The sequence below is a fragment of the Streptomyces sp. NPDC042371 genome, assembly GCF_056437465.1.
This window is the reverse complement of the sequence record NZ_JBWKAP010000001.1, coordinates 871,172-896,369: the sequence shown is the minus strand read 5'-3', so window position 1 is coordinate 896,369 and position 25,198 is coordinate 871,172. Positions and strand designations below refer to the sequence as shown.

General features: G+C 72.4%; 21 protein-coding genes. 14 read left to right on the top strand and 7 right to left on the bottom strand.

Features of this window, described 5'->3' with window-relative positions:
- Positions 1-3 precede the first annotated feature (3 nt).
- Positions 4-240: a hypothetical protein gene (locus AC068B_RS03950; protein WP_055569298.1), complete on the top strand. Its 237-nt coding sequence runs from the start codon at positions 4-6 to the stop codon at positions 238-240.
- A 113-nt stretch (positions 241-353) separates the two neighbouring features.
- Here the strand turns inward: AC068B_RS03950 and AC068B_RS03945 are convergent, their stop codons facing one another.
- A complete protein-coding gene (locus tag AC068B_RS03945; RefSeq protein WP_468562506.1) occupies positions 354-929 on the bottom strand; it encodes a TetR/AcrR family transcriptional regulator in 576 nt (191 codons plus the stop codon).
- 107 nt (positions 930-1,036) lie between these two features.
- Between AC068B_RS03945 and AC068B_RS03940 the strand changes: the two genes are divergently transcribed.
- The 3 genes from AC068B_RS03940 to AC068B_RS03930 all read left to right on the top strand — a co-directional run bounded on the left by AC068B_RS03940 (position 1,037) and on the right by AC068B_RS03930 (position 4,573).
- Positions 1,037-2,506, top strand: coding sequence for an FAD-dependent monooxygenase (locus AC068B_RS03940; RefSeq protein WP_478668810.1), 1,470 nt, complete (start codon positions 1,037-1,039; stop codon positions 2,504-2,506).
- A 103-nt stretch (positions 2,507-2,609) separates the two neighbouring features.
- Positions 2,610-3,605: a DMT family transporter gene (locus AC068B_RS03935; protein ID WP_478668809.1), complete on the top strand. Its 996-nt coding sequence runs from the start codon at positions 2,610-2,612 to the stop codon at positions 3,603-3,605.
- 56 nt (positions 3,606-3,661) lie between these two features.
- The gene (locus AC068B_RS03930; protein WP_478668808.1) at positions 3,662-4,573 is read left to right on the top strand and encodes a LysR family transcriptional regulator; all 912 of its coding nucleotides are present in this window, start codon (positions 3,662-3,664) and stop codon (positions 4,571-4,573) included.
- A gap of 338 nt (positions 4,574-4,911) precedes the next feature.
- On the opposite strand, the gene pepN is transcribed toward AC068B_RS03930, so the two are convergent.
- On the bottom strand, positions 4,912-7,479 hold the full coding sequence (gene pepN, locus AC068B_RS03925; RefSeq protein WP_478668806.1) for an aminopeptidase N: 2,568 nt from the start codon (positions 7,477-7,479) through the stop codon (positions 4,912-4,914).
- A 279-nt stretch (positions 7,480-7,758) separates the two neighbouring features.
- Between pepN and AC068B_RS03920 the strand changes: the two genes are divergently transcribed.
- Entirely contained in the window at positions 7,759-9,036 is a 1,278-nt protein-coding gene (locus AC068B_RS03920) for a flavin-dependent oxidoreductase (protein WP_478668805.1), read from the top strand.
- 97 nt (positions 9,037-9,133) lie between these two features.
- Positions 9,134-9,655: a DUF1203 domain-containing protein gene (locus AC068B_RS03915; RefSeq protein WP_478668803.1), complete on the top strand. Its 522-nt coding sequence runs from the start codon at positions 9,134-9,136 to the stop codon at positions 9,653-9,655.
- 3 nt (positions 9,656-9,658) lie between these two features.
- Here the strand turns inward: AC068B_RS03915 and AC068B_RS03910 are convergent, their stop codons facing one another.
- Positions 9,659-10,534: a LysR family transcriptional regulator gene (locus AC068B_RS03910; protein ID WP_478668802.1), complete on the bottom strand. Its 876-nt coding sequence runs from the start codon at positions 10,532-10,534 to the stop codon at positions 9,659-9,661.
- A gap of 102 nt (positions 10,535-10,636) precedes the next feature.
- On the opposite strand from AC068B_RS03910, the gene AC068B_RS03905 reads away from it, so the two are divergent.
- Complete coding sequence (locus AC068B_RS03905) at positions 10,637-11,836, top strand: MFS transporter (RefSeq protein WP_478668801.1); 1,200 nt, start codon at positions 10,637-10,639, stop codon at positions 11,834-11,836.
- A gap of 28 nt (positions 11,837-11,864) precedes the next feature.
- Here AC068B_RS03905 and AC068B_RS03900 read toward each other — a convergent pair whose 3' ends face one another.
- On the bottom strand, positions 11,865-12,881 hold the full coding sequence (locus AC068B_RS03900) for an aspartate-semialdehyde dehydrogenase (RefSeq protein WP_478668799.1): 1,017 nt from the start codon (positions 12,879-12,881) through the stop codon (positions 11,865-11,867).
- A 196-nt stretch (positions 12,882-13,077) separates the two neighbouring features.
- On the opposite strand from AC068B_RS03900, the gene AC068B_RS03895 reads away from it, so the two are divergent.
- Together AC068B_RS03895 and AC068B_RS03890 are read left to right on the top strand one after the other, a co-directional pair.
- Entirely contained in the window at positions 13,078-13,623 is a 546-nt protein-coding gene (locus tag AC068B_RS03895) for an RNA polymerase sigma factor (protein ID WP_478668798.1), read from the top strand.
- A 1-nt stretch (position 13,624) separates the two neighbouring features.
- On the top strand, positions 13,625-14,359 hold the full coding sequence (locus AC068B_RS03890) for a hypothetical protein (protein WP_478668796.1): 735 nt from the start codon (positions 13,625-13,627) through the stop codon (positions 14,357-14,359).
- 95 nt (positions 14,360-14,454) lie between these two features.
- Here the strand turns inward: AC068B_RS03890 and AC068B_RS03885 are convergent, their stop codons facing one another.
- Positions 14,455-17,739: a S8 family serine peptidase gene (locus AC068B_RS03885; RefSeq protein ID WP_478668795.1), complete on the bottom strand. Its 3,285-nt coding sequence runs from the start codon at positions 17,737-17,739 to the stop codon at positions 14,455-14,457.
- Positions 17,740-17,960: 221 nt separating this feature from the next.
- Positions 17,961-18,530, bottom strand: coding sequence for a CGNR zinc finger domain-containing protein (locus AC068B_RS03880; protein ID WP_478668794.1), 570 nt, complete (start codon positions 18,528-18,530; stop codon positions 17,961-17,963).
- Between the two features lie 128 nt (positions 18,531-18,658).
- On the opposite strand from AC068B_RS03880, the gene AC068B_RS03875 reads away from it, so the two are divergent.
- The 5 genes from AC068B_RS03875 (at position 18,659) to AC068B_RS03855 (ending at position 23,958) form a co-directional block, all read left to right on the top strand.
- Entirely contained in the window at positions 18,659-19,132 is a 474-nt protein-coding gene (locus AC068B_RS03875; RefSeq protein WP_478668793.1) for a VOC family protein, read from the top strand.
- Between the two features lie 78 nt (positions 19,133-19,210).
- On the top strand, positions 19,211-20,113 hold the full coding sequence (locus AC068B_RS03870) for a pyridoxamine 5'-phosphate oxidase family protein (RefSeq protein ID WP_478668791.1): 903 nt from the start codon (positions 19,211-19,213) through the stop codon (positions 20,111-20,113).
- 9 nt (positions 20,114-20,122) lie between these two features.
- Positions 20,123-20,587, top strand: a complete 465-nt coding sequence (locus tag AC068B_RS03865; RefSeq protein ID WP_478668790.1) for an NUDIX hydrolase — start codon at positions 20,123-20,125, stop codon at positions 20,585-20,587.
- A 257-nt stretch (positions 20,588-20,844) separates the two neighbouring features.
- Positions 20,845-22,623: a TIGR03767 family metallophosphoesterase gene (locus AC068B_RS03860; RefSeq protein WP_478668788.1), complete on the top strand. Its 1,779-nt coding sequence runs from the start codon at positions 20,845-20,847 to the stop codon at positions 22,621-22,623.
- Between the two features lie 204 nt (positions 22,624-22,827).
- Positions 22,828-23,958: a serine hydrolase domain-containing protein gene (locus AC068B_RS03855; RefSeq protein ID WP_478668786.1), complete on the top strand. Its 1,131-nt coding sequence runs from the start codon at positions 22,828-22,830 to the stop codon at positions 23,956-23,958.
- Positions 23,959-23,988: 30 nt separating this feature from the next.
- Here the strand turns inward: AC068B_RS03855 and AC068B_RS03850 are convergent, their stop codons facing one another.
- Positions 23,989-25,047, bottom strand: coding sequence for a hypothetical protein (locus AC068B_RS03850; protein WP_478668784.1), 1,059 nt, complete (start codon positions 25,045-25,047; stop codon positions 23,989-23,991).
- Between the last annotated feature and the right edge of the window lie 151 nt (positions 25,048-25,198).

Below are 25,198 nucleotides of genomic sequence, written 5' to 3'. Positions count from 1 at the left end.
ACCGTGGACAAGAAGAACGCACTGCGCGCCGGCGCCCTGGCCTCCGGCACGACGCTGATGATGCTGCTCATGTCGTCCCCCGCGTTCGCGGCGCGAGACGACGGTGACGACCCGGGCCCCGGCCTGAGCGTCATCGACACGCTCGGCCTGTACGTCGCCGCGCCCATCGTGCTGTTCCTGGTGATCGCGGGCCTCGTGATGGTCGGCGACAAGTCCCGGAAGCAGCAGAAGCAGGGCTGACCGGCCCTCGCTCCGACGCACCACTTCACGCCGAGGGCACCCTGTCGCGTACGTAGGTACATACGTCGCCGCAGGGTGCCCTCGGCGTGCTCACGGCCGCTCGGCCGTCAGTTTCACGGTCGCTCGGCCGTCAGATAGCGCTGCAGCGTCGGCGCCAGCCACTCCGTGATCTCCTCGCCCGACAGCGCGGCCGACGGCGGGAAGCGCAGCACGTACCGCGTCAGGGCGACCCCCAGCAGCTGTGAGGCGCAGAGCGCGGCCCTTGCCGGAGCTTCGGCCGGGTCGGGGCAGACCTCGCGCGCCACCGGCAGCAGCTGCTCCGCGAAGACGGCCCGCATGCGCTCGGCCCCCGCGTCGTTGGTGATGCCCACGCGGAGCAGCGCGGTGAGCACCCCGTCGCCCTCCCAGACGGTGAGGAAGTGCCGCACGAGCACCCTTCCCACGTCCTCCCGCGGCACCCGGCCGACGTCCGGCAGCCGCAGGTCCACCGAGGTGGCCGCGGCGAAAAGCCCCTCCTTGTTGCCGTAGTAGCGCATCACCATCGACGGGTCGATGCGTGCGTCCTTGGCGATGGCGCGGATCGTCGCGCGTTCGTACCCGTCCGCGGCGAAGCGCTCGCGGGCCGCCGTGAGGATCCCGGCGCGGGTGGCGTCCGAGCGGCGGGGCGCTTCGGTGGTTCTCTCCGTCATGCCCACAAACGTAGGCCAACGGGCGTTGACAGTCCATGGGTGCGGTTCTATGTTGGCCAACAAGCGTTGACCAACAAGTGTTGGGACCATGAGCGCCGGAGGCGGCCATGAACGGTACGACGGACAGCGCACACACCACCGACCCCACCGACACCACCGGCACGGTCGTGGTCGTCGGCGCGGGCCCCACCGGCCTGCTCCTCGCCGGAGACCTGGCCGCCGCGGGCGTCCCCGTCACCCTCGTCGAGAAGCGGGCGCCGGGCATCAGCAACCTCTCGCGGGCGATGGTCGTGCACGCCCGCACCCTGGAGCAGTTGGACGCGCGCGGCCTCGCCGACGAGCTGGAGGCCAAGGGCGAGCCGCTCGACCGGCTGCGCCTCTTCGACCGCCTGTCGCTCGACCTCGCGCGGCTGCCCTCCCGCTTCCGGCACGTCCTGGTCCTCCCGCAGTATGAGGTCGAGCGCGTCCTGGAACGCCGGGCGGTCGACGCCGGGGTGCGCTTCGCGTACGAGACCGAGGTCGCCGGGCTCACCCAGGACCAGGACGGCGTCACGCTCGAAGTCCGCGGCCCCGGCGGCGGATCCGGCACCCTGCGCGCCACGTACGTCGTCGGGGCCGACGGCTTGCACAGCGGCGTACGAGCGGCGATTGGCCTGCCCTTCCCCGGCAGGTCCGTCATCCGCTCGCTCGTCCTCGCGGACGTCAAGCTCGCCGAGCGGCCGGACTCGCTGCTCACCGTCAACGCCGACGGCGACTCCTTCGCCTTCATCGCGCCCTTCGCCGACGGCTACCACCGCGTCATCGGCTGGGACCGCTCGCGCAACGTCCCCGACAGCGAGCCGCTCGACCTCGACGAGGTCAAGGGCATCGTCCGGCAGGCGCTCGGCCGGGACTTCGGGATGCACGACGCCCGCTGGATGTCCCGCTTCCACAGCGACGAGCGGCAGGCGCCCGCCTACCGCGTGGGCCGCGTCTTCCTCGCCGGGGACGCCGCGCACGTCCACTCCCCGGCGGGCGGCCAGGGCATGAACACCGGGCTGCAGGACGCCGCGAACCTGAGCTGGAAGCTGGCCGCCGCGGTCAACGGCCGCGCCCCGCAGGGCCTGCTGGACACGTACGAGGCCGAGCGGCACCCGGTCGGCAAGGCGGTGCTGCGCAGCAGCGGCGGGCTCGTCAGGCTCGCGATGGCCAAGCGCCCGTGGACGCGCGCGGCCCGCGCCGCCCTCGCCACCGCCGTCAGCCGGGTGCCCGCGGCGCGCGCCGGGGCGGCGGGTCAGATCACCGGCATCGGCATCGCGTACCCGGCCCCCAGGGGTGCCCACCGCCTCGTCGGGCGCAGGGTCCCGGATGTCGCGCTCAAGGAGGGGCGCCTCTACGAGGTCCTGCGGGCGGGCGAGTTCGTGCTGATCGCCCCCGAGGACGAGAAGTGCGAGACGGGCCACGCGATCCGGGCCCACTGGTCGAGCGGCCGCCGCACGACGGTCCTGGTCCGCCCCGACGGGTACGTGGCGTGGGCGGCGGAGGAGACGTGGGCGGAGGAGGTGGAGGCGCAACTGGGGAAGTGGACGCTGAACTAGAGCACCATCACCCATTCACCCAACCATTCTCTGCTGCTTAACATTAACCGCGAAAAGTTTCGATGGACGTGATGAATGATGGGGTGCGACGGTTGTCCCGAACATGACCGAGACGCCCCGCGGAGCCGGGGAGACAGGCAAGGGATACCTCGTGACCGTCCTCGACCGGACCAGCACCCGCACCGCGCAGACGCAGCCGACCGAGCCGGTCACCACGGCGGGAGCCGTGGGCCCCATCGGTGTCGGACTCGCCCTCGCGGCCCTCGCCACCGTCGTCTGGTCGGGCAGCTTCGTCACCTCCCGCGCCCTGCACGATGCCGTGCCGCCCGTCCAGCACGCGTTCTGGCGCTGGATCATCGCCATCGCCGCGGTGGCGCCGTTCGCGGCGCGGCAGACCTGGCGGCAGCGGAGACTGCTCCGCGAACACCTCAGGTTCCTGCTCCTCGCCTCCCTGCTGGGCGTCACCGTCTACAACACCCTGGTGAACCAGGCCGGTATGACGACCACCGCGGGCAACATGGGCATGATCATGGCCGCGTCGCCGGTCCTGATGGCGGTCTACGAACGGGTCGGCGGCGCCAGGCTCGGCGCGCGGCGGATCACCGGCATGCTCGTCGCCTGCGCCGGGGTCCTGCTCCTGGTCAGCAAGGGCTCGCTCACCATGGACTTCGCGGTCGGCGATCTCTGGATCATCGCGGCCGCGCTCTCCTTCGGCTCGTACAGCGCACTGCTCAAGCGCAAGCCCGCGGAGATCGGCGGGCTCCCCTTCCTGTTCTCGACGTTCGTGCTCGGCGCGCTGATGCTGCTCCCGGTGTTCGTGACCAGCTACGTACTGCAGGGCGGCTTCGAGCCGACCGCCGCCACGGTCTCCCCGCTCCTCTACGTCGGCGTGGTGTCGTCGGCGGTCGCGTTCTTCGCCTGGAACAGGGCGATCTCGGTCATCGGGGCGGCCCGCGCCGGGGTCGTCTACTACCTCCAGCCGGTCTGCGTCGCCCTGCTCTCCTTCGCGGTCCTCGGTGAGGCGATGGGGTGGCTGCAGGTGCTGTGCATGGGCCTGATCCTGGGCGGCGTCGTGCTCGGCGCGGCCCGCACGAAGTGAGCCAGGGGGCGCGGCCGGTGGGTTCCGCGCTTCTGACCAGTCGGTACGTTGGGCTCATGAGCGAGTGGGACATCAAGAAGCTGCAGATCCTGCGCACGCTGAGCGAGCGGGGCACGGTGACGGCGACGGCGCAGACGCTGCAGATGACGCCGTCGGCCGTCTCCCAGCAACTGTCCAACCTCGCCAAACAGCTGGGCGTACCGCTCCTTGAGGCGCACGGGCGCCGGGTCCGCCTCACCGACGCCGCGCATCTGGTGCTGCGGCACGCGGAGGCGGTCTTCGCTCAACTGGAGCGGGCGGATGCCGAGTTGACGGCGTATGTGCAGGGTGAGGCGGGGGAGGTGCGGGTCGGGGCGTTTTCGACCGCGGTGCCCGCGCTGGTCGTGCCCGCGGTGCGGGCGCTGCGGGCGGCGGCGCCCGGCATCTCCGTACGGGTACGGGAGAGCGAGGCGGCCCAGGCGTACGAGCTCCTCGCGGCCGGTGAGGTCGACATCGCGCTGTCCCTGGCGGTGCAGGCCCCGGCCGCGGTGGACGCGGACACGCGCTTCACCCGGGAGTCACTGCTCGCCGACCCGCTGGACGTGGCGCTGCCCGGCGACCACGGGCTGGCCTCGGAGGCGGGCCTGCGCCTCGCGGACCTGGCGGGGGAGCCGTGGATCTTCGGCGGGAGTGGTCCCTGGTCCGAGATCACGCGGGCGGCGTGCGAGAACGCGGGCTTCACTCCGGAGCAGGCCCACTCGGCGTCGGGCTGGACGTCGATCCTCGCGATGGTGGAGGCGGGGATGGGGGTGGCGCTGGTCCCGCGGATGGCGGCGGTACGCAGGGACGGCGTGGTGATGCGAGAACTCTCCGAGGACCACCCGACCCGCCACGTAATCGCCGCGGTCCGCCGCGGCGCCTCAACAGGCGCGGCAGTCTCCCGAGTCCTGACCTCCCTCAGAGAGGCAGTCCCCGAGAGACACATGTAGCTCGTGACCGCCAGCGGGCAGTTAAGGGGCGCGAGGAACGCCGCGAGCAACCACACACAACCCGCAGCCGACGCCCGACCGCAGGCGCCCCAGGGGCGCGGGGAACGGCGCGAACAACCACGAACGACCCGCAGCCGACGCCCGACCGCAGGCGCCCCAGGGGCGCGGGGAACGGCGCGAACAACCACGAACGACCCGCAGCCGACGCCCGACCGCAGGCGCCCCAGGGGCGCGGGGAACGGCGCGAACAACCCCCACGACCCGCAGCCGAAGAGCAACCGCGGACGGCCGCAGGCCGGAGATACCCCCAGCCCGCCGCCGCCCGCGGCACGTAGGGGCTAGACGTCCGCAGACCGCGCCCGCAGGGCCCGCTCAACCCCCGCCCGAGACTCCGTGACCAACCGCCGCAACGCAGCAGAAGGCTCCGCCGAAGCAAGCCACGCATCCGTCGCGTCCAGCGTCGCCCGGGAGATCTGCAGCGACGGATAGAGGCCGATGGCGATCTGCTGGGCCATCTCGTGGGAGCGGGAGTCCCACGCCCCCTTCACCGAGGCGAAGAACTTCTCCGCGTAGGGAGCGAGGAGTTCACGCTGCTCGGTCTGGACGAAGCCGCCGATCACCGCTTCCTGGATCGCGTTCGGCAGGGAGTCGGACTCGACGACCGAGGCCCACGCCTCCGCCTTCGCCTCCGCGGTCGGCCGCGCCGCCCGCGCCGACGCCGCGTGCCGCTCGCCCGCCGCCGTCTTGTCCCGCTCGAGCTCCGCCGCGATGCCCGCCTCGTCGAGGCGGCCGGTCGCCGCGAGCCGCGCCACGAACGCCCAGCGGAGCTCCGTGTCGACGGCGAGGCCGTCCACGGACTCCGAGCCGTCCAACAGCCCCTCCAGAAGGGCCAGGTCCGCGTCCGTGCGGGCCGTCGCCGCGAACGCGCGGGCCCAAGCCAGCTGGTGGTCGCTGCCCGGCTCCGCCGCCCGCAGGTGCTCCAGCGTCGCCTCCGTCCAGCGGGCCAGCGCCGCGTCACGGCCCGCCGGGGCCGCGTACAGGTCGAGGGCCAGCTTCACCTGGCGGTGCAGCGACTGCACGACGCCGATGTCGGACTCCTTGCCGATGCCGGACAGGACCAGGGAGAGGTACTCCCGCGTCGGGAGCTCCGCGTCCCGCGTCATGTCCCACGCCGACGCCCACGACAGCGCCCGCGGCAGCGACGCCTCGAAGTCGCCGATGTGGCCGGTGACGAAGGCCAGCGACTCCGTGTCCAGGCGGACCTTCGCGTACGACAGGTCGTCGTCGTTGAGGAGGATGACCGCCGGACGGCCCTTGCCCACCAGCGCGTCCACGGCCGTCAGTTCGCCGTCGACGTCCAGCTCCACGCGCTCCGTGCGGAGCAGCTTGCCGGACTCGTCGTCGAGGTCGTAGAAGCCGATCGCGATGCGGTGCGGGCGCAGGGTGGGCTCGCCCTTGGCGCCCTCGGGCAGCGCGGGGGCCTCCTGCTTGACCGCGAAGGACGTGATGACGCCCCGCGTGTCGACGTCCACGACCGGGCGCAGGACGTTGATGCCCGCCGTCTCCAGCCACTTCTTCGACCAGGTCTTCAGGTCGCGGCCGCTGGTCTCCTCCAGGGCGCCGAGCAGGTCGGACAGGCGCGTGTTGCCGAACGCGTGCCGCTTGAAGTAGGCCTGCACGCCCTGGAAGAACTCGTCCTCGCCGACGTAGGCGACGAGCTGCTTCAGGACGCTCGCCCCCTTCGCGTACGTGATGCCGTCGAAGTTGACCAGGACGTCGTCCAGGTCACGGATGTCCGCCATGATCGGGTGGGTGGAGGGCAGCTGGTCCTGGCGGTACGCCCACGTCTTCATGGAGTTGGCGAAGGTCGTCCAGGAGTGCGGCCACTTCGACCCCGGCGCGTACGCCTGGCAGGCGGCCTCGGCGTACGTGGCGAACGACTCGTTCAGCCACAGGTCGTTCCACCACTCCATGGTGACCAGGTCGCCGAACCACATGTGGGCCAGCTCGTGCAGGATCGTCGCGGCCCGCACCTCGTACGCGGCGTCCGTCACCTTCGAACGGAACACGTACTGGTCGCGGATGGTCACCGCGCCCGCGTTCTCCATCGCGCCCGCGTTGAACTCCGGCACGAAGAGCTGGTCGTACTTCGCGAAGGGGTACGCGTAGTCGAACTTCTCCTGGAACCAGTCGAAGCCCTGCCGCGTCACGTCGAAGATCGCGTCCGAGTCGAGGAACTCGGCGAGCGAGGGGCGGCAGTAGATGCCGAGCGGCACGGACTGCCCGCCGGGACCCTCGTACGACGAGTGCACCGAGTGGTACGGGCCGACGATCAGCGCCGTGACGTACGTCGACATGCGGGGCGTCGGCTCGAAGGACCAGATGTCGTCCTTCGGCTCCGGCGTGGGCGAGTTGGAGATCACCGTCCAGCCGCTCGGCGCCTTCACGGTGAACTGGAACGTCGCCTTCAGGTCGGGCTGCTCGAAGGAGGCGAAGACGCGGCGCGCGTCCGGCACCTCGAACTGCGTGTACAGATAGGCCTGCTGGTCGACCGGGTCGACGAAGCGGTGCAGGCCCTCACCGGTGTTGGTGAAGTCGCAGTCGGCGACGACCTTCAGCTCGTTCGTGCCTGCCTGCAGGTGCCGCAGCGCGATGCGCGAGTCGCGGAACACCGCGCCGACTTCCAGCGCGTGGCCGTTCAGGACGACCTCGTGGACCGCGGGGGCCACCAGGTCGATGAAGGTCTCGGCGCCCTCCTCCGCGGAGTCGAAGCGCACCGTGGTCACGGACCGGTAGGTGCCTCCCTCCTGCGCGCCGGACAGGTCGAGATCGACCTCGTACGAGTCAACGGTGAGCAGCTTCGCCCGCTGCTGCGCCTCTTCGCGGGTCAGATTGGTGCCGGGCACGCGGTCATCTCCTCGGGTACGACTTGTGGTCTTGTGGCTGAGAAATATCAGGTCGTCGGGGGTGCGACTTGTGGTGTTTCCGGCCATCCTTCCATGCCCCCGGGGATGGCCGCCCGGCCCATTGTTCTCCCGCTGCCGTGCGGTTACGCTCCGCGCGTTCGCACCCGTCCCGACAGGCCGCAGACCACGGCCGCAAGGGCGGGGCAGGGACCACAGGGGGATACGGGAGATGCTGGGGACCGAGAGGCCGGCCGACACCGGCCCGGCCGCACGACGGCCATGACCGACGTACTGGTGGCGGGCGCGGGCATCGGAGGGCTCACCGCCGCGCTCAGCCTGCACGAGGCGGGCATCGGGGTCCGGTTGGTGGACGCCGCGGAACAGCTGCGCCCCGTCGGCGTGGGCATCAACCTGCTGCCGTACGCGGTGCGGGAGCTGACCGAACTGGGGCTCGGCGACGAACTCGCGGCGACCGCCGTCGCCCCCGACGAGATGGTCCACTTCGACCGGCACGGCAACCGCATCTGGGCCGAGCCGCGCGGCCTCGCCCTCGGCTACCGCTGGCCCCAGTACTCCGTCCACCGCGGCGCCCTCCAACTGCTCCTGCTCGACGCGGTCCGCGACCGGCTCGGCGACCTCGCCGTGCGCACCGGCACCGCCTTCGTGCGCCTCGCCGAGCGCGAGGGCGGCGGACTGCGGGTGATCCTGCGGGACATCTCGCGGGCCAGGGAGTACGGCGTACGGGTGCGGGCCCTGGTCGGCGCGGACGGGCTGCACTCGACGGTGCGGGCCGTGCTGCACCCGGGCGAGGGGCCGCCGCTGTGGAACGGCATACGGATGTGGCGGGGGATGGCCGAGTGGCACCCCGTGCTGGGCGGGCGGACCGTCGCGGTGGCGGGCAGCAACGCCACCGCGAAACTCGTCGTCTACCCCGTCTCGCAGCCGTTCCAGGAGCGGGGCAGGGCGCTGCTCAACTGGGTGGCGGAGGTGCGGTTCCCGCCCACGCACCACCACGGGATGGCGGGGCCCGCCGACTGGAACCGCTCCGGGCGGCTCTCCGACGTCCTGCCGCACTACGCGGGATGGCGCATCGGCGGCCTGGACGTCCCCGCGCTGCTCGCCGCCACCCGGCACATCCTGGAGTACCCGATGGTCGACAGGGATCCGCTGCCCCGGTGGGGCCACGGCCCTGTCACCCTGCTCGGCGACGCGGCGCACCCGATGTACCCGGTGGGGTCCAACGGCGGCTCCCAGGCGATCCTCGACGCGCGCGTCCTCGCGCGCTGCCTCGTCCACACCGCGCCGGACCGGGAGGCGGGGCTGCGGGCGTACGAGGAGGTGCGGCGGGAGGCGGCCAACGCGGTCGTCCTCGCCAACCGCAACATGCCCGCGGACCGCATCCTGCACACCGTCGCCGAGCGCGCGCCCGACGGATTCGACCGTGTCGAGGACGTGCTGACGCCGGAGGAGCTGAGGGAGCTGGACGCGGCGTACCGCAGGACGACGGGCATGGACGTGGCGGAACTGAACGGGCGGGGTTCCTGGGGGGTTGCGTGAGGTGCGGTGCGGGAGACGGCCCCCGGGGTGGGTGATGCGCAGTGCGACGTCCGGAAACCGCCAGCCCCGCCCCGCCCCCACGCGCGAGGCTCGACCCATGACCACCACGTACCCGCGCACCACCTACACCCCGCTGCCCATCGCCCCCGAGGTCCTCGCCCAGCTCCGCGCCGCCGACGACGCCGGGCAGTCCTGCCTCCCCTTCGTCGACCAGGAGGGCGGCTCCCCGCTCCGCTGCTGCCTGCGGCCCGCCGCCCCCGGCGAGCGCATCGCCCTCGTCTCGTACGCGCCGCTGCGCCGCTGGGCCGCCGAGACGGCCGCGACGCCGGGTGCCTATGACGAGCAGGGGCCCGTCTTCATCCACGCCGACCCCTGCGCGGGGCCGTCGCCGGAGCGCGACGGCTACCCCTTCTCGCGTGCGGGCTCCCTGCGCACGGTCCGCCGGTACAGCGCCGAGGGGCACATCGTCGGCGGCCGCCTGCTCGAAATCCCCGCCGAGGAGGAGCAGGGCTTCGACGCCGCGCTCGCCGAGGCCTTCGCCGACCCGCAGGTCGCCCTCGTGCACGTCAGGGCCCTGGAGTACGGCTGCTTCCACTTCGAGGTGCGCCGACCGGCCTGACGGTCACTCCGCGTCGGCGGCCACGGCCCGCGCGAACTCCCGTACCCGCTCCGTCTCCCCGTCCCGGTGCCACACCATCCCGAGCACCGAGTCGGGGAGCCCCTCGACCGGCACGAAGACGACGTCCTCGCGGCCGTGGTACTCCGACGTCGGACGGCACAGCAGCATCGCCGCCCGGTCCGCCGCCACCAGCGTGAGGCCCTCCTGGAGCGTGCGGACCTCGGGGGCGGGCGGGCCCGAAGGGGCCTGCGCCGCCCGCCAGTACGCGGGCGCCGGGGCCTTCGCCGCGATCAGCGGTGTCCCCGCGAGCTCCGCGGCGGCGAGCGAGGAACGCCCCGCGAACGCGTGCCGCACCGACACGGCCACCGTCTGCCGCTCGCTGGAGAAGACGGGGCCGAGCACCAGATCCGGCTCGGCGACCGGGAGCAGCACGATCGCCGCGTCCACGTCGCGCTGCCGCACCGCCCCGAACGGATCGGCGAAGGGGATCTCCACGATCTCCGTCGCACAGGCCGGATGCCGCTCCTGGAAGGACTCGATGGCCCGCATCAGACGGGCGTCCGCGGTGCCCTGGAAGCCGAGCCGCAGCGTGCCCTCGACCCCCCGCGCCGACGCCTTCGCCCGGTCCACCACGGACACCAACTCGGTGTAGGAAGGCTTGAGTTCGGCCAGAAAATGCTCCCCGAGAGTGGTCAGGGCCACCCGTCGGCTCGTACGCTCCACCAGGCGCGCGCCGATCCGCCGTTCCAGGGCGGCGAGCAACTGGCTGACACGGCTCTGCGAAACGTACAGACGCTCGCCGGCCCGTCCGAAGTGCAGCTCTTCGGCAAGCACCAGGAAGCACTCCAGTTCCCGGATCTCCAGCCCGTTCCCGCTCATGGCGCGCGGTCCCTCCTCCTGCCGACATCGATGAACCCCGCTCATTCAAGGATGAGATCTTCCGCGTTGTTCCCCGGCGGGCGCCCAAACAGGGTGGATGCCATGTCACAGAGCACTCGAATACCCACGCAGTCCGTCGTGTTGCCGCCGCCGCACGGACGTCTCGCCGTCCTCTCCGTCGCCGCGGCCACCTTCTCCGTCGTCACCACGGAGATGCTCCCCGTCGGACTGCTCACCTCCATCGGCTCCGGTCTGCACGTCTCGGACGGCACCGCGGGCCTCACCGTCACCCTGCCCGGCCTCGTCGCCGCGCTCGCCGCCCTGCTGCTGCCCGTCGCGGTGCGCCGCGCGGACCGGCGCACGGTCCTGTACGTACTGATGACGCTGCTGGCCGCCGCCAACGTGGTCTCCGCGCTCGCGCCCGTCTTCGCCGTCCTGCTCGTCGCGCGCGTCCTCGTCGGCGTGTGCATCGGCGGCGTCTGGGCCATCGCGGCCGGTCTCGGCGTGCGGCTCGTCCGGGAGGAGGGTGCGGGCCGGGCCACGGCGGTGATCTTCAGCGGGATCGCGGTGGCCTCCGTGCTCGGCGTGCCCGCGGGCACCCTGCTTGGCGAACTGGCGGGCTGGCGCTGGGGGTTCGCGGCCCTCGCCGTGCTGGCCCTGGCCGTGGCGGGGCTGCTCGGCACCGTCCTGCCCAGGCTCCCCGCACAGGAGGGCATCAGCCTCGGCGCGTTCCCCGCACTCCTGCGCATAGGCCGACTGCGGGCCGGGCTCCTCGCCGTCACGCTCCTGGTCACCGGCCACTTCGCCGCGTACACGTACATCCGCCCCGTCCTGGAGCGGGTGCCCGGCATCGGCGCAGGCCTGATCAGCGGGCTGCTCCTCGCCTACGGGACCGCGGGCATCGTCGGCAACTTCGCGGGCGGCGCCGTCGCGTCCCGCGACCCGCGCCGGGCGCTGCTCGCGATCTGCGCGGGGCTCACCGCCGTGGTGCTGCTCATGGTGCCCGCGGGCGGCTCGCTCGCCGCATCGGTGGCGCTGCTCGTGGCGTGGGGTCTGGCGTACGGCGGGGTGTCGGTCTCCGCGCAGAACTGGGTGATGACCGCCGCCCCGCACGCCCGTGAGACGGCGTCGGCGCTCTTCGCGGGCGTGTTCAACGTGGCGATAGCCCTCGGCGCCTTCACGGGCGGCCGGGTCGCGGACGGCCACGGGGCCGGAGCCGTGCTCTGGCTGGGCGGCGGGCTCGCCGGGCTGGCGCTGGTGGCCGTGGCGTGCGCGAAGGGGGCGGCCACCGGGAAAAGGTGACCGCCCCCTTCGACGTACGGGCCCGGGATCAGCCCTTGAGCTCCGCGGCGACGAGCTCCGCGATCTGGACGGCGTTCAGCGCCGCGCCCTTGCGGAGGTTGTCGTCGGAGATGAAGAACGCCAGGCCGTTCTCGACCGTCTCGTCCTTGCGGATGCGGCCCACAAACGCGTCGTCCTTGCCCGCGGCGACCAGCGGCGTGGGCACCTCGGTGACGACGACGCCCTCGGCCGCCTCAAGGAGCTCGGTGGCGCGCTCGGGGCTCAGCGGACGCGCGAAGCGCGCGTTGACCTGGAGGGAGTGGCCGGTGAAGACGGGGACGCGCACGCACGTGCCCGAGACCTTCAGCTCCGGGATCTCCAGGATCTTGCGGGACTCGTGGCGGAGCTTCTGCTCCTCGTCCGTCTCGTTCAGGCCGTCGTCGACGACGGAGCCCGCCATCGGCAGGACGTTGTACGCGATCGGCGCGACGTACTTGTCCGGCTCGGGGAAGTCGACCGACGAGCCGTCGTGGGTGAGCTTGGGAGCCTCCTCGCCGACCTTCTTGACCTGCTCGAACAGCTCCTCGACACCGGCGAGGCCGGAGCCGGAGACCGCCTGGTAGGTGGCGACGACCAGCGCTTCGAGGCCCGCCTCGGCGTGCAGCGGCCGCAGGACGGGCATCGCGGCCATCGTCGTGCAGTTCGGGTTCGCGATGATGCCCTTGGGGCGGTTCTTGATCGCGTGCGGGTTCACCTCGGAGACCACGAGGGGGACCTCGGGGTGACGGCGCCAGGCGGAGGAGTTGTCGATCACGACGGCGCCCTGCGAGGCGACCTTCTCGGCGAGGGCCTTGGAGGTGGCGCCGCCCGCGGAGAACAGCACGATGTCCAGGCCCGTGTAGTCGGCCGTGGAGGCGTCCTCGACGGTCACGCCGTCGATGACCTTTCCGGCGCTGCGGGCCGAGGCGAAGAGGCGCAGCTCGTCGGCCGGGAACTTCCGCTCGGCGAGGATCTTGCGCATGACCTTGCCGACCTGACCGGTGGCTCCGACGATTCCGACCTTCACAGGGACTTCCTCCATATGTGCGTGCGGCCTCGTGACCTCGGCCGGTCTGTGGGGGTGGCTCCATGATGCGTCTGTCCAGGGCCGCGTTGTCCAATCCATTGTCCGAGGTGCGGGACGCCACATTCGTGCCGCGCCGCCGTGAACCTTTCGGGCGCCCCGGGCGTCGTAGGGGAAACGCGGGGACGGGAGGGGCACATTGCTGCGCAGGAAAGTGCGCCGCGCGCCACGGGGGGCCGGGGGCGGGCGGCAGGGGGCGGATCCGCTCGATCCGGCGCAGGAGGACCGGGTCCGGGCCGTACTCGCACTCGGCGGGGTGCCGCACGCCGATCTCCCTGACGGGGTGCAGCAGGTCCGCCTGAAGCTCCTGGAGCGGGCGGCGGACGGGCGCGAGGCGCCGCGTGACGTGTCCGCGTGGGCGGCCGTGGTCGCCTCCAACCTGGCCATGGACTGGCACCGGGCCCGGCGCAGGCAGGAGCGGCTCGGCGAGCGGCTCTCCGTGCTGTGGCGGGAGGCGACGGACGAGGACGGCGCGGAGCGGCGGGCCACCTCGATGGCCGTCGCCCAGGGGCTCGGCGAGCTGCCGGACGCCCAGCGGCAGGTGGTGATCCTGCGCTTCTACGCGGATCTGCCGGTCCGGGCGATAGCGGATGAACTGGGCATTCCGGAGGGCACGGTCAAGAGCAGACTGCACACGGCGGTACGGCTGCTGCGGGCGCGGCTGCACGAAGGGGAGGTGGTGTGACATGCGGGACGAGGACGTCGACGCGCTGATGGCGGCGATCACGGACGAACCCGTGCCGGACGAGGCGCTGCACGACCCCGACTTCGCGGCCGAGCACACGGCGGCCCTCGCGGACGTCGCCGCGCTGCGGGGACACCTCGCGGCCCTGGGGGAGACGCTCGCGGCGCCCGGACCGGCACGGGAGAAGCCCGTACCCGTACGAGCACCGCGCCCGGCCCCGCGCCGCATGGCCGTCGCGTTCGGCGTGGCCGCGGCGACGGCCGCCGCGGCCCTGGTCGGCGGGCTCGCCTGGCTCGTGGTGGACGCCGGGCAGGGGGCGGGGGACGCGGACGGCGGCGCCGACAAGGCGTCGGCCGCGAAGAGCAGGCCGGAGGACGGCGCGGACGCGGACCTCAGTGCCGAGGGGTTCGTGGCGTGCTCACGGCTCATCGTGGAGGGCACGGTCACGGCGGTCGACCCGGTGCCGGGCGGCCTGCAGGACCGGGTCACGGTCGACGTGACGCGCTACCTGAAGCCGAAGTCGGGGAGCCCCACGGTCAGGTTTCCCATGGACCGCGCCGTGGACCCGCGCCCGAAGAAGGGCGACCGCGTCCTGATCACCGTCGACGAGGGCTCCGCGGAGCCCGCGAACTGGGCCGTCGGCAAGGAGCGCGGCCGCCTCCGCAAGATGATCACCAAGGCCCTGCCCGCCTCGGAGGAGATCCGGTGCGACGACAGGCCGGGGGCGGATCGGTAGCGGTCGAACAAGTCAAACAAGTCAAACAAGTCAAACAAGCAGAAAGGCGCCGGACGGGCTCGGTCGAACCCGTCCGGCGCCTGGCGGTCACACCGTTACGGCGTGACCTTCTCGACCTTCACGCTGCCGCTGCCCGCGACCGTGCCGCCCGCGTTCAGCAGGGACACCTCGCCGAACAGCTCACGGCCCGCCGCGGCCGGGGCCTTCGCCTCGACCTTCGCGTCGATCTGCGCCGAGGCGCCGTTGGCGAGCTGCACCGCCTTCGACTCGTCGACGGTGACCTGGCCGAGCGCGTCCGAGAAGAAGACGTCACGGTAGTCGTACGCGGTCGATCCCGACGGCACCGAGTAGCCCGTCACCTCGATCGTGTACGTACCGGCCGCAGGCTTCTTCAGGCTGACCGACTCCTCCGAGTCGCCCTCCGCCGAGGAGCCCACGACCGCGCCGTCCTTCTTCACGGCGAGGTCCAGGTCGGCGGCGACGTCCGCGGTGGAGCCGATCGCGACGTCCAGACGCTCCGCGCCCGCGGGCACGACGACCTCGGTGGTCTGCGTCTCGCCCTGCTTGATGGCGGGCCGCGCCGACTTGGACGAGCCGAGCGAGCCGCCCTTCAGCTTGCCGTCGACGGCCGCGAAGCCGTTCGTGGCCTTCCAGGAGACGGGCGCGGGCGTGCCGACCTTCGCCTCGGGCACCGTCTGCACGGCCGGGTCGAAGTCGACGCCGAGCGCGGCGACGTTCAGCTTGTACGGGTTGTCGAGCAGCGGCGACGTGCGGCGCGACTCGACCTCGACCTCCCAGACGCCCGCCTGCGGCTCCGCGTACGCACGCAGGTCCGGGCGGCAGGTGTTGGCCGGGTTCTCGTAGTTCGGGTAGCAGACGATCGACGAGGTGGAGTCGACCGGGACGCCGTACGGGTGCACCGCGATGAAGCGCGTCTGGCTCTTGTCCTTCAGGCCGCCGAGGGAGACCTCCAGGGACTTGGCGCCCTTCGGCACGGTCACGAAGTACGACGTGGTGCTGTTGCGCTGCGTGGAGCCCGTGCCCGTGAAGGTGTACGCGGGCTTGGCGAGCGGCGCGGAGACGACGACCGTCGACATGATCTGCTGGTCGACGCCCTCGGTGCGCTCGTCGTCGACGGTGAGGATCGCGCTGTGCAGACCGGCCGACTTGGCCTTCGCGCGGACCTTGACGGTCACCGGCTTGTTCAGCGGCAGCGTCACCTCGTCGTCGCCGAGCAGCTTGAAGGTGCCCTCGTGGTTGTTGACCAGGTCGAGCTCGTGGCGGACGCCGCGGTCCGGGCCCGAGGTGCGGGTGATCGTCACGTCGTACGTCCGCTTCTGGCCGGTCTCCAGGCCGCCCTCGCGGTCGTAGATGCCGGTGCCGGGCTTCTTCAGCTCCTGCTCCAGGGCGGTGTCGACCGGGGCCTGCACCGTGTACGTGTGCGCCTTCGCGCCGTCCTCGATGGCGTCCCAAGCCTCGACGACGTCGATGAGGCCGGTGCCCTGGGCGTACGCCTGCTCGCCGCGGATGTGGCTCGCGGTCGAGGTCAGCGCGGTGCGCAGCTTCGCCGGGGTCAGGTCGATGTGCTCCTGCTTGGCGGCGGAGAGCAGCAGCGCCGAGGCGCCCGCGGCCTGCGGGGACGCCATCGAGGTGCCCTGCAGCATCGAGTAACCGGCGGGCAGCTGGTAGCCCGCCTCGGCGACCGGGGCGCCGGGCAGCCAGGTCTGCGTGGTGTTGATGGCGGAACCGGGCGCCGAGATGATCGGCGCGAAGCCGCCGTCCTCACGCGGACCGCGCGAGGAGAACGGCATCATCGCGTACTTCTTCTCCACCTGGGAGCCGTAGTTGGCGGCCCAGGTGTCCTTGGAGATCGCGGCACCGACCGAGATGACCCTGTCGGCGAGGCCGGGGTCGCCGATGGTGTTCGCGCCGGGGCCGCTGTTGCCCGCGGAGATCACCAGCTGGACGCCGTACTCGTCGATGAGGCGCTTGTAGAGCTCGGCGCGCGCGTTGTTGCCGTCGTTGAGCGCGGGCAGGCCGCCGATCGACATGTTCACGATGTCGACGCCGCGCTTCGTCACGAGGTCGATCATGCCCTCGGTGAGCGCGACGTTGGTGCAGCCGCCGGTCCAGGTGCAGGCGCGCGAGGAGACCAGCTTGGCGCCGGGCGCCGCGCCGTTCATCCTGCCGCCGAACAGGCCGTTGGCCGCGGTGATGCCCGCGACGTGCGTGCCGTGCTCGGACTCGATGACGCCGATGTTGACGAAGTCGGCCTTCTTGCCGACCCAGTCGCCGCCGTACGGGTCGGTGGGCACGTCCTTGCGGATCTCGACGACGAACGGGACGCGCTCGACGACGTCGGTCGCCGGGTCGTCCTTGCCGAAGTAGGCGACCTGGTGGTCGTCCTTGTACGGCTTCATCGGCTCGTCGTCGGTGAAGTCCTTGTTGTCGTTCAGGTCGACGCGGACCGTTCCGGCGGCCGGGTCGTAGAGCACGCCCCAGCTGTCGGTGGTGTCGCCGTCGCGGTTGATGTCGCCCTTGGCGTCGCCGCCGGTGGTGGCCGACTCCTGGAAGCGGTTGACCTGGAAGGAGCCCGCCGGGGCCTTCCACGTCTGGCCGTTCCAGGTGAAGACGGGGCCCGTGACCGGGTTGGTCATGCGGCGCCAGGTGCCGTCCGCGTCCACGATCGGGTCGGTCGCGGTCACCCAGTCGGTGATCTTGCGCTCGCCGGTGGTGGTCTTCTTCAGCGCCGGGTGGCCGAGGTCGACGCCGGAGTCCAGGATGCCGATGGTGATGCCCCGGCCGTCCGCCTTGCGGTGCTTCTGCACGAAGTCGACGGCGCCGGTCTCGGCGGACGGGTTGTACGGGTTGTCCGCCGGGGTCTTCTTGTCCGGACCCGGGTACGTGCCGCGCGCGGCGCGCTCCGCGCCCTTGGCGCGGTCGGCGGCGGGGGTCGGGTCGTCCAGCTCGATCTCGTGGCGCAGGTCGATGGCGTGCACGGACGACAGCTTCGAGGCCGACTTGATCGCCGCGTCGGCCTTGCCCGTCGGCACGGTCGCGCGGACGTAGCCGAGCTTGTCGTAGGTGCGGCCGACCGAGCCGCCCTTGACGCCGTCGAGCTGGTCGGCGACCTGCTCGGTGGCGCCGGGCTCGGTGGCGACCATCATCGTGACGGTCTTCTCGCCGTCCGCCTTGGCGTCGGCGAGCAGGTCGGCGTCGGCCGATCCGAGCTTGCCGCCCGCGGACTTGGGAGCGGGCGCGGGTGTCTCGTCCGCCGCGAAGGCGAGAGGGGCGGCCCCGGTCGCGCAGAGCGCGGCGGTGAGACCGACGGCTATCGCGAGACGGGGCGCGCGTCTGGCGCTGGAACTGGATCTGGGCATCGGCATCCCTGTGCGTGAAGGTCGGGAAGGAGGGTCCAACGGCCCGAATTCCGGGAAGGTCCGGAATCCGGGGCCGGATGACCGCTCAGCCTTACGCAAGTGACAGGTGTTTGGGGAGAGTTGTCCGAGCTGTGATCGGGGCGTGACGCAATTCCGCCATACGCCATGGCGGACAAGGCGTTCTATAAGGGGACTTGCCCCGGGAACTCTTTCCGGCCGGATCAGGTCTCGCGCGAGCGCGCGTAGTGCCGGGAGGCCTTCGCGCGGTTGCCGCAGGCCGCCATGGAGCACCAGCGGCGGGTGCCGTTCCGCGAGGTGTCGAAGAAGTGCAGGACGCACGACTCGTGGGCGCAGCCGCGGATCCGGTCCCGTGCGGCGGCCAGGAGGTGCAGGTAGTCGCGGGCCGCGAGCCAGGCGGGGCCCCAGGCCGGGTCCTTGAACTCGGGCTCTTCGCCCGGCCCTTCGGCGGTGAGCGTCGCGCGGATGCGGCCGTGCCGGAGGACCTTGTCGACGCGGGTGATGCCTGTGGGGTCGTCCGGGGTGTCCACGACGGAGGCGAGGGCGTCGCGGGCGTGCAGGAGGTGCTCCAGGGTCGGCCCGTCGGGGGCGAAGGCTCCAGCACCGGCACCGGCACCGGCACCGGCGCCGTCGAGCCCGTTCGCCGCGAGCCAGACCGCGAGCCCTTCGGTGCCGGTCAGCAGGTCCTGGCGGACGCCGTCGTGCATCCAGCGGGTGTTGAGCAGGTCGAGGGAGAGGGGTTCGCCGATGAGGGGGCGGGGGTCGTGCGGCATGGGCGGGCTCCCAATGGTTGCTAACCGTTCAAGAGTACGTGACCGGTTGACGGACTCACCCCTAACCCCTAACTTCTATTTCAACGGTTAGCCAATGGGTGGCCGACCGGCGGACTCAGGGGAGAGCCATGACCACATCCACCACATCCACCGCGTCCACGGCTCCGCGCACCGGCCACATCGGCCTGAACGTCAGGGACCTGGAGCGCTCGCTCGCCTTCTACCGGGACGTCATCGGGTACGGCGTGCTCGCGGAAGGCAAGGAGGAGGGCCGCCGTCATGCCTTCCTCGGGGAGGGCGGCCGCCCCGTGCTCACACTCTGGGAGCAGGCCGACGCCGCGTACTCCGCAGGGCACGCGGGGCTGCACCACCTCGCGCTCGAGGTCGACACGATCGAGCAGGTCAGGGAGTACGAGACCGCGCTGCGGGCGTACGGCGTGGAGTTCGCGTACGACGGCGTGGTGCCGCACGGCGAGGGCACGGCGTCCGGCGGGATCTTCTTCCACGACCCGGACGGGACGCGCCTGGAGATCTTCACGACGTCCGGCGCCGAAGAGGCGACGGCACCGGTGGAATCGGCCCCGACCTGCGGCTTCTTCTGAGCCCTCGGAGGAGCGCCCCGAAGGGGCGCGGGGAACTGCGCGCCCAGCCACGAAGCACCCGCAGCGAGGAGCCCACCGATGACACCACGAACCCCGGTCCAGACCCCGTACCACCAGGGCTCCCGCGCCGTGCAGGCCAAGGTCGGCGTCACGGACCTGGCCGACCACGTGGGCCGCTCAATAGGCCAGGGCATCCGCCCCGTTGCCGCCGCGTTCCTGGAGCTCCAGCCCACGCTGGTGATCGGCGGCGCGGACCCGGCAGGCGCCGTCTGGGCCTCGCAGCTCACCGGCGACCCCGGCTTCGTGCGCGCCACGGGCCCCCGCCAGATCTCGGTCACCGGCGCCCCGCCCACCGGTGACCCCCTCGCCACCGCGCTCACCCGCGAAGGCACCCCCGTCGGCACCATCGCCCTCGACCCCCGCACCCGGCGCCGCATGCGCCTCAACGGCACGTCCCGTCCCACGCCCCGCGGCCTGGCGATCGAGGCCGACCAGGTCTTCGCCAACTGCCCGAAGTACCTGCAGAAACGGGAGCTGTACGAGGGAAGGCGCCCGGAACGCCCGGGCGAGCCCCTGCGCCGCACCCGGCTCACGGACGACCAACGGGCGTTCGTCGCCGCAGCCGACACCTTCTTCCTCGCCACGGTCCACGCACACGGCGCCGACGCGAGCCACCGCGGCGGCAACCCCGGCTTCGTGCGCACCCCGTCCCCGTCCACGCTGGAGTGGGACGACTTCCCCGGCAACGCCATGTTCCTGAGCCTCGGCAACCTCACCGCCGACCCCCGCGCGGGCCTCCTCTTCCCCGACTGGACGACCGGCACGACCCTCCAGCTCACCGGCACCGCCCGCACCTCGTTCGACGGCGCGTCCCGCACGGTCCGCTTCACCCTCACCGAGACGCTGGAGACGCCCTCCGCGAGCCCCTGGCGCTGGACCGACCCCGAGTTCTCCCCTGCCAACCCGGGGAACGGCGACTAGCGTCGGTCTGTGCACAAAGAACTCCGGGTGGCGGCCTACGCCGTATGCGTACGCGACGGGCAGGTGCTGCTCGCCCGCTGGGTCGCCGGCGACGGCAGCAAACGCTGGACGCTGCCCGGCGGCGGCATGGACCACGGCGAGGACCCCTACGACACCGTGATCCGGGAGGCCGACGAGGAGACCGGATACGTCGTCGAGCCCGTCGCCCTGCTCGGCGTCGACTCCCTGCGCCGCCGCTATCCGCGCAGGCTCGGCGCCGTCGCCGACTTCCACGGGCTGCGGATCGTGTACGAGGGGCGCGTCACCGGCGGCGAACTGCGCCACGAGACCGAAGGGTCCACCGACCTCGCGGCCTGGCACCCCCTGGAGGACGTGCCGGACCTCGACCGCGTCGGGCTCGTCGACATCGCTCTGGAGCTGTGGCGCACCCGCCCGGCCGACGGACACAGCCGGGCCACGGGACCGGTGCACTGACCCCGCGTACCGCCCTCCCTTCCCCGAAAGGTGAACGTGGAGTGACCGCTTCCTCTCCGCCGGGGGAGGGGTGCGTGACCGCGCAGGGTGCCGGGTGATCCACGTACGGTGATCGGCGTTGCCCGTTGCCGTCTCGTTCACGCGCAGGCCACCCCCGATGCCAACGATCCAGTACGAGCGGGAAGTCCGCAGGCCGCAGTCGGGCCCGGGCCTCCCGCGACCACTGCCGAAGCGTTCGCACTCGGGGAGACCGCGCCATGCCGCGCATACGCTCTGTCGCCACCGCAACCGCCACGGGCGCCGCCGCCGTACTCGACCGCCGTGCCCTCCTCGCCGCCACCGGAGCGGTCACCCTCTCCGCCGGCATCGGCTACGCGCTGGGCCCCGGCGCGGGTTCGGGGAACGCCGCCCCCGCGGGCCGCTCCACCGTCCCGCACTCCCGCCCGGCGCCCGCCGCGCCCCTCATGCCCTACAAGAACGGCACCACCCTGCTCTCCGTCGCCGCCCCGCGGGGCGCCACCGGCTACCGGCGGCTCGGCGACGGACCCGCCTGGCCGCGCGTCGTCCGCGGCGACCTCGCGGCGGCCGGGGCGGGCCGCGAGGGGCGGCGGACCGCACTCGCCGCCTTCGTGCAATTCACCGACCTGCACCTCGTCGACGTACAGCACCCGCTGCGGTACGAGTACTTGCGGGCGCAGACCGCGAGCGCCTGGCGGCCCCACGAGTCCCTCTCCGTGGCCGGTGCCGTCGCCCTCGTCGAACGGGTCAACGCCCTGCGCGGCGCGCCCGCCACCGGCGCGCCCCTGCACTGCGTCGTGACGACCGGCGACAACACCGACAACAACTCCCGGGCCGAACTCGACTGGTTCCTCAAGGTGATGAGCGGCGGCCGCATCACCCCCAACACCGGCGACCCGCGCCGCTACGAAGGCGTGCAGGCCAGCGGCCTCGGCCTGTACTGGCACCCGGACGACGCCCTGCGCGACGCCGACAAACGGCTCGGCTTCCCGCGCCTGCACGGCTTCCTCGACGCCGCGATCCGTGAGGTCAACAGCCCGGGCCTCGGCCTGCCCTGGTACTCCACGGTCGGCAACCACGACGCCCTGCCCGGCGGCTGCTGGGCGCCCCGCGACCCGTACTTCACCGAGTTCGCCACGGGCGGCAAGAAGCTGATGTCCCTGGACGAGCAGCGCGGGGCGGCCCTCTGGAAGGCGGTCAAGAAGGGCCGCGACCCCAAGGGCGCGCACTTCAAGGAGCTCCTCAAGAGCGAGAAGCGCCGCATGCGGTCCGTCACCCCGGACGCGTCACGGGCCCCCTTCACCCCCGCCGAGTACCTCCAGGCGCACCTGGACCCCGCCCACGCGGGCCCCGGCCCCGTCGGCCACGGCTACACGCAGGAGAACCTCGCCGCCGCCACCCAGTACTACTCCTTCCGCATCAGCGACGACGTGCTCGGCATCAGCCTGGACAGCACCGACCCCGGCGGCCACTACGAGGGCTCACTCGGCACCGCCCAGCTCCGCTGGCTTGAGAGCGAGCTGAAGGCCAACGAGCGGCGCGACGGCGGACCCTCGTACGTCGTGGTCTTCAGCCACCACACCAGCAAGACCATGCGCAACCTCCGCCACGACCCGGCGCACCCCGGCGAGGCCCGGCACGGCGGCGACGAGATCGTGTCGGTGCTCGGCCGGTACCGCTCGGTTCTCGCCTGGGTCAACGGCCACAGCCACAAGAACGCCATCACCCCGCACCGCACGCCGCACGGCTCCTTCTGGGAGGTCTCCACCGCGTCGCACATCGACTATCCCCAGCTCGCGCGGGTGATCGAGCTCACCGACAACCACGACGGAACGATTTCCCTCTTCACCACGCTCATCGAATCGGCCGCCCCGCACCGCACGGATTTCGCCGATCTCTCCCAGACCGGCCTGGCCGCGCTCTACCGCGAACTGTCCTTCAACGCCCCCGGTGCGAAGCCCGCGCTGGGCGGGGAAGCGGGCGACCGGAACACGGAACTCGTGCTGCGAAAAGGCTGAATCGCACCCAACCCCGGTGCACCGCTCAACCTCCGGCATCGGGCCGCAGGTCCCCTCGCCCGACGACAGTGAGGAACCGGACGCCGGGAGGGGCAGAACATGGCGGCAGGTAGAGGAAGTGCAGGACAGACAGGCCGGACGGGTTGGACGGGGCGGACGGGACGGGCAGGGCGGGCAGGGCGGGCAGGGCGGGCAGGAGTGACGGTGGCGCTGGCCGTGACGGTGACGGCAGGGGCGCTCGTGGCCCCCGCGCTCGCCGCGACGCCCGGGGCGGGGAAGTCGGGGGACGGACACCGCGCGACGCTGCGCGCGATGAAGGCCGCCCTGAACGAGGACGCCCCCGGCGTCACCGTGCAGGCGAAGGACCGGCACGGCACCTGGAACGCCGCCGCGGGCATCGGCGACCTCGCCCGGCAGACCCCGCGCGGCGCCCACGATCACTTCCGGGTCGGCAGCATCACCAAGACCTTCGTCTCGACGGTGGTCCTCCAACTGGTGGCCGAGGGGCGGCTCGGCCTGGACGACAAGGTCGGGCGGTGGCTGCCCGGCGTCGTCGAGGGGAACGGCCACGACGGCAACCGGATCACCGTCCGCCAGCTCCTCAACCACACCAGCGGCATCTTCGACGTGATGTCCGACGAGGAGGTCCAGCGCAAGGTGTTCTCCGAGGAGTTCCTCGACCACCGCTACGACACCTGGACCCCCGAACAGCACATCGCCATCGCCATGCGCCACAAGCCGGACTTCGAGCCCGGCACCGGCTGGCACTACTCCAACACCAACTACGTCATCGCGGGCAAGCTCATCGAGCGGATCACCGGCAAGCCGTACGCGCAGGAGATCGAGCAGCGCATCATCGAGCCGCTGGGCCTGCGCGAAACCTCGGTCCCCGCCACCGGCCCGACCCTGCCGCAGCCCAGTTCGCGGGCGTACACCAAGCTCTCCGACGCCCCCGGCGCCAAGAACCACGACGTGACGGAGCTCAATCCGTCCGTCGCGGGAGCGGCGGGCGGGATGATCTCCGACTCGGCGGACCTGAACCGCTTCTACACGGCGCTGCTGCGGGGCAAGCTCCTGCCCCGGAAGCAGCTCGCCGAGATGAAGACCACCGTCCCGAAGGGCGAGAACAAGCCCGGCCAGCGGTACGGACTGGGTCTGGAGCCCTTCAAGACCGACTGCGGCAGGGTCGTCTGGGGCCACGGTGGTGACATCCACGGCTCGGCGAACGGCGCGGCCTCGACGGCGGACGGCCGCCATGCGGTGGCGCTCAACTTCAACGGGCCCGGGGGCGAGATGCGGGCGGTGCTCGACGCGGAGTTCTGCGGGAAGGGCTGAGGCGGCGGCGAGGAGGGACGGGCGGACGCGCTATCTGGGCAGCACCACGACATACGCCGCGGGCTCCCGGTCGTTCGACGCCATCAGCGCCGTCCGCACCACCGTGGCCTGCTGCTCCAGCGAGTCCCTGAGCTTGCGCGGGGTGATGTGGACGACGGTGATGCCAAGCCGCTCCAGGTGCTCACGCTTGCGGACGTACTCGGACCACAGCGCGTCGTCGTCCCCCTGCCGGAGGCCCTGCCTGGGCGCCCGGGTGTCCAGCTCCACGGCCACGGCCTGGTCGGGCCAGTAGGCGTCGACGCCGCCGAGGTGCGGGCCGCCGGGCAGGCGCAGGTCGACGTTCCACATCGGGTCGGGCAGGCCGTGCTCGGCGACCATCCGGTACAGCCGGTCCTCGGCGATGGCCCGCCCCTCGGCGATCAGCGAGTCGACGGCGTCCACCACGTGCGGGCGGGACAGCAGCCGGGCCTGGTTCAACTCCCGTACGACGGCGGCCGGTTCGCAGTGTCCGCCGCGCACCGCCTCGGTGAGCAGCCGCCGCACGGCACCCGCGTCGTCGAGCTGCGCCACGGCGTCGGCGAGCGCGCGGGGCACGGGGGCGACCGGCACCCCCGTGATCTGCTGGGGAGTCGGCATCGCGGCGCTGCGCACGAGCCGGGCGAAGCCCACGGAGCGCAGCCGCCGGGTGCGGGGCACCAGGACGTCGATGCGGTCCAGGGAGAGCAGTGGGGGAGCGGACGAGAAGCGGTGCAGGGCGAGCGCGGCGAGCCCCGTGATCATCGCGTCGGCGTAGGCGGCGTGCGGCTCGCCCGCGCGGGGCTGCGAGGGCACGGCCCTGGCCTGGCGGGCGGGCAGCCGTCCCGCGTACAACAGGGCGCCGTGCAGCCGCTCCTCGCTGGTCGGCGGGCCGGGGTGCAGCAGGCAGACGCCGGGCAGGAGCTGCTGCCAGGGGCCGCCCGGGCGGCAGTGCGCGCCCGCGTCCGCGGCGGAGACGCCGTGCTCGCCGAGCTGGGCCGTGCTCATGACGCGGGGGCGGGCGTCGGCGAGGTGCGTGAGGGGGAGGGGGGAGAGCGGGGCGTTGTGGTTCATGACCCGGTCGTTCCCGCGCCCCCTCGCCCCGCTAACCGCTGTTACACGCCCGTCGACAAACCAGGACAACCTCGCCCTAAAGCACGGGCGTTCGACAGCCGATGATCCCCAGCCCCGGGAACATCGCCTGACCTGCGCCGCCGCGAGACGG